At 41.7% G+C, this 4,673-nt stretch carries 4 protein-coding genes; 3 read left to right on the forward strand and 1 reads right to left on the reverse strand.

Features of this window, described 5'->3' with window-relative positions; genetic code table 11:
• Positions 1-124 precede the first annotated feature (124 nt).
• Positions 125-676: an ADP compounds hydrolase NudE gene (nudE, locus tag IQ211_RS17995; RefSeq protein ID WP_189760212.1), complete on the reverse strand. Its 552-nt coding sequence runs from the start codon at positions 674-676 to the stop codon at positions 125-127.
• A gap of 410 nt (positions 677-1,086) precedes the next feature.
• Between nudE and IQ211_RS18000 the strand changes: the two genes are divergently transcribed.
• From IQ211_RS18000 to hslO, 3 genes are all read left to right on the forward strand, one after another.
• Positions 1,087-3,141, forward strand: a complete 2,055-nt coding sequence (locus IQ211_RS18000; protein ID WP_265575765.1) for an IgaA/UmoB family intracellular growth attenuator — start codon at positions 1,087-1,089, stop codon at positions 3,139-3,141.
• Positions 3,122-3,541, forward strand: coding sequence for a ribosome-associated heat shock protein Hsp15 (gene hslR, locus IQ211_RS18005; protein WP_189760210.1), 420 nt, complete (start codon positions 3,122-3,124; stop codon positions 3,539-3,541). The genes IQ211_RS18000 and hslR overlap by 20 nt, the downstream gene beginning before the upstream one ends.
• Positions 3,542-3,622: 81 nt before the next feature.
• Positions 3,623-4,495, forward strand: coding sequence for an Hsp33 family molecular chaperone HslO (gene hslO / locus IQ211_RS18010; protein WP_189760209.1), 873 nt, complete (start codon positions 3,623-3,625; stop codon positions 4,493-4,495).
• Positions 4,496-4,673: the final 178 nt, after the last annotated feature.

A 4,673-nucleotide genomic window follows, 5' to 3' on the forward strand; every position in this document is an offset into this window, starting at 1 on the left:
GTACCAAATTAAACCTTACTCTGTTTAGGTGTTTATTCTTTATCTCTGTATTTCACTTAAAACGAGTATAAAATGGAGCAATTGCATACTCATTTTTAAAGAATGCATTAATTAATGTTTCCTATTATTTTTTTGTTTGCAGGTAGCGTTGAGCAAAAAATAGGGCGCTGACATTTCTGGCTTCATTGAAATCGGGGTGCTCCAATAGTGACATCATGTCAGAGATTGGCCAGCGTTTCTGCACTAGTGGTTCGGGCTCATCTCCTTTCAAACACTCTGGATAAAGATCATGCGCAATCATGATATTCATCTGGCTGGAAAAGTAGGACGGTGCCATCGTCAATTTCGTCAACAGCTCCAGTTTTCCTGCACCGAAACCAATTTCTTCCTTCAATTCACGATTGGCGGCTTCAAAAATACTCTCGCCAGCATCAATAGCACCTTTTGGAAAACCTAATTCATATTGTTCGATGCCAACGGCATATTCGTGAATCAGAATTAATTCTTCGCCGATAATCGGAATAATCAGAACTGCTTCACGATTTGTCGGTTTCATTCGTTCATAAACGCGTTTCACACCATTGCTAAATTCAAGATCAACAGATTGAATATTGAATAAGCGCGAGCGGGCAACGTCATTTATATTCAGAATCTTAGGTTTTTTCAGATCAATCATGCTTGCCCCTGATGGTTGTCATATACCGGATAATTGCAAATAATAATGCGCTAAATCACTTAAATATTACTGTATTTTTTAAGTGTTATGATGAAATGGTTACGCATTCAAGCTTTGCTTTAATATGGCGGATTATGTTAGTAAATGATAGCGATTATCGCTTGAATGTATTTTTGTTGCTATCTTACTGACTCTTGCAAAAAGACGTTAGTTTATGGAAAGGTATGAGAAAAATTATATAACATTTTGTAAATAAAATTAAAAATAGAAGACAAGAATAGGAATAGCCTGATTTTGGGTGTTTCATGAGATTGTTATTCTGCTGATCTCTGTACTGCTGTTATGAGCATGGGGAAAAAATGAGCTCATTGGTCATTATATTGGCTATTTTTATCATTAGCCTGATTATAATGGCTTCCTTTCTGATTTTCAGATGGAGGCGGCTTGGTAACGCGTGTTATCTACAGTCAATGACTAAAACTGTCAGCCGTAAACTGGATACTGATGAATACCAGGCCATAGAATCTTACTTGCGAAATGTCCGTCTTCTGATGAAACCGAATAGCAGACACAGGGCGGATTATCCGGTACTACCTGCTAAACATGATAATGTTTATACCATCACGCATCCGATTAGCCGTTTTTCTACTGCACCGGATGGGGAGCTCCATTGGCGTTATTATCTTGGTGAAACAGAAATACATTTACCTGTGTTGTTTGAGCCATTTATCAAGCAGCAAAATACGATAGAGATTGTTCGAACCTCATCAATCCCGCTTGTTATCGCGGTTAATGGTCACTTTTTGCAAGATTATCAGCAAGATCTGTTCATGACGAGAGTAACGGCAAAAACCGAACATGCCTCCATTCAAAAAAATGGCAATTCAAGTGCTAAATTACTGCATATCCGCAAGGAAACATTAGAAGAATATCGTTTACGAAAATCAACGGGCGCTCAGGGAAGTATCCTGATGTGTGTTGGTTTATCATTGTGGTTTTTGGCTCTTTTTGTGCCCATTCCGATGCTGCCGTGGTTAATGCTGGTGGCATTTTTGTTGATTCTAGGCAGTTTTTGGTCACATTTTCGATTGCCACCTAGTCGAAAATTGGCCAGCATCCATTGTTTCAATGGCATTCCGAAACGATGGGGAATATTTAGCGAATTTGAGCCGGAGCAAAGAAAAAATATCTCTCTGGGCGGCATTGATCTGATTTATCCCTTACATTGGGAGCCTTATATTTCCCATGATCTTGATCAGAATACCGATATTGATATTTACACTAACTGCCATGTTGTGCGGCAAGGGCGTTATCTCTCTTTGCATGAAGAAGAGAAGCACTATCCTTATCAGCGTAGTAGCAAGAATGTGATGTTGGTGGCTTTCTCTGTATTTGTCATGCTGTTGCTTTACTTTTACCAGCCGGTGAACTTATCCATGCGGCTGAGTTTTGCCTGGTTACATGGCAGTAATACCAAGGTTATTACCAGCTTTCATGAGCTACAAAATATGCCGTTGAAGGAAGGGGATGTATTAAAGGTCAAAGGTGTTGGGATGTGTTATGTTCCCCCTAATATCATGCCCAAAGCCAATATAACAATATTCGCACCATTTGATTGTGTGGGTATCTATTGGAATAGTGAAATTCCATTACCTATGCTGGAATCTGAAGTTGTCGAAAGTGCTTCAGCACTGATTACAGCGGTTGGTGAGCAATTACATCCAGTTGAACGTAAAAGTAATCCTGGCCTGAATGCAGCCATTGCCAAATCGGGTATGATTTTGCTCGACAATTTTTCACAAATCATTTTGAAAACACAAAAGTTGTGCCAAAACGATGCTGAGTGCGACCGTTTGAAAAATGCATTGGTCAATTTGGGAAATGCCAAAAGTTGGGCCAACTTGTTAAAAGCCGCAGAAAGCGGCAAGCTGGACAGCACCAAGGTGCTATTGCGTTCTGTCAGTGCTAATGCGTTGGAAAAACTGGTTGATTCGACTACTGCATCATTTATCTATCGCGAGATTGATAGAATGGTCATTCTTATAAACAGCCCATCTCCGGGAGGCGTTTTATTGCTGAGTGATGAGGGGAAAACCTTAGTGGAATACCCGATGCGGACACACTATATATACGAACACTCAGCTTTAGATCGGTGGCGGGAATTACAGGGGCTGTTAGAACTGTTGATGAAGACACCATTTGAAACAGAGGGGATTGTGACAAAATTGTCAGAAGATCCCAATGGGACGCGCCATATCATGTTGCATCGTGAACCGGATTCCACATCGATTATTCGTTATCTGGGAAGTTGCCTGCTGCTGGTGATCTTGCTGGTAACGTTGATCGTCAACGTCATATTGATTATCAAGAAAAAGCACAAGAACCGATGGCGTCTCCAACATATTACCCAATACTACGATAACTGTTTTAATGGGAGAAATATCCATGCAGAATTCAGACACTGATCAGGCTATTCGCCTTGATAAATGGCTGTGGGCTGCCCGTTTTTATAAAACCCGTTCCCTCGCACGTGAAATGATTGAAGGGGGAAAAGTCCATTATAATGGGCAACGGAGTAAGCCGAGTAAGCTGGTTGAATTGAATGCAGAGATTAAACTGCGTCAGGGAAATGATGAAAAAACGGTGATCGTCTTGGCATTGTGCAGTCACAGACGGAGTGCTACCGAAGCCCAGCAACTTTATCAGGAAACGGCGGAGAGCATTATCAATCGGGAAAAAATGGCATTAGCTCGTAAAATGAATGCGCTCACGATGCCGCATCCTAATCGTCGTCCAGATAAAAAAGAACGGCGTACACTAATAAAATTCAAAAACGCAAAATTAAATGAGTCGGAAAATACTTAATCTATTTTAAGTTGCATCCAATAAAAACGGGCAATTTAAAAGACGAAGGGGACAACCGCCTCAGTGAAATGAGAGAGATTTATGACCAAGCATGACCAATTACACCGCTTTTTATTTGAAAGCCATTCTGTCAGGGGGGAACTTGTTTCCGTTAGTGAAACTTACCAACGGATGCTGGAGAATCATCATTTTCCCCAACCGGTACAGCAGCTATTGGGTGAATTGTTGGTCGCAACCAGCCTGTTAACCGCTACCTTGAAATTCAATGGGGATATCACGGTACAGATTCAGGGGGATGGGCCGGTCAAACTGGCGGTGATTAATGGTAACAACCTGCAACAAATGCGTGGTACGGCGCGCATCGATGGTGAAGTGAATGCCGCAAGTAGCCTGCACGATATGATCGGCAATGGTTATATGGTGATCACGGTGACTCCAACAGAAGGGGAGCGTTATCAAGGTGTTGTGGCGCTGGAAGGCAATACGCTGGCAGAATGCCTGGATGCGTATTTCAAACAGTCAGAGCAGTTACCAACTCGCCTGTTTATCCGTACTGGGATGCAGGATGGAAAAATAGCCGCAGGTGGTATGTTATTGCAGATCTTGCCTGGGGCACAGGAAGGCAGCGAAGAGATGCTTGACCATTTGGTGCAACTAACTGCAACTATTAAGGGTGAAGAGTTGTTTACGCTGGATGCGAAAGAGATTTTGCATCGCCTTTATCATGAAGAAGATGTCACGCTATATGAACCTCAGCAAGTTGCATTTCGTTGCACCTGTTCCCAGCAACGTTGCGCTGATACCCTGGTGACATTATCGGAAGCCGATCTACAGGAAATTTTGCACAACGATGGCAAAATTGACATGCAATGTGAATTCTGTGGTATGCATTATGTTTTCGACGAGAAAGATATCAACGCAATAAAAGCTGCAAAAACAGAGCGGTTGCACTAATTAAGTTTCATAGGGCGTTATATATCAATTCAACTTCAAGTTGCCGCTTGCAAATCAATGTGGTTGTTTATATCTCCCCGCGTAGCGCTGAGGGATCCCCACAAAACGGTGCTAATAAATCAAAACCATATTTTGGTAGATTTTGGCGAGGTATTTGAGGAGTTGATTAAGAACTATT

Origin of the sequence: Xenorhabdus griffiniae, assembly GCF_015163655.1 — a bacterium.
In the GTDB taxonomy this organism is placed as follows: Bacteria; Pseudomonadota; Gammaproteobacteria; order Enterobacterales; family Enterobacteriaceae; genus Xenorhabdus; species Xenorhabdus griffiniae.

What these genes read in the sequence shown, in the direction of transcription:
- hslR (WP_189760210.1), top strand. Translation starts at nt 3,122, where the DNA reads ATGCAGAATTCAGACACTGATCAGGCTATTCGCCTTGATAAATGGCTG.
- hslO (WP_189760209.1), top strand. Translation starts at nt 3,623, where the DNA reads ATGACCAAGCATGACCAATTACACCGCTTTTTATTTGAAAGCCATTCT.
- nudE (WP_189760212.1), bottom strand. Translation starts at nt 676, where the DNA reads ATGATTGATCTGAAAAAACCTAAGATTCTGAATATAAATGACGTTGCC.
- IQ211_RS18000 (WP_265575765.1), top strand. Translation starts at nt 1,087, where the DNA reads ATGGCTTCCTTTCTGATTTTCAGATGGAGGCGGCTTGGTAACGCGTGT.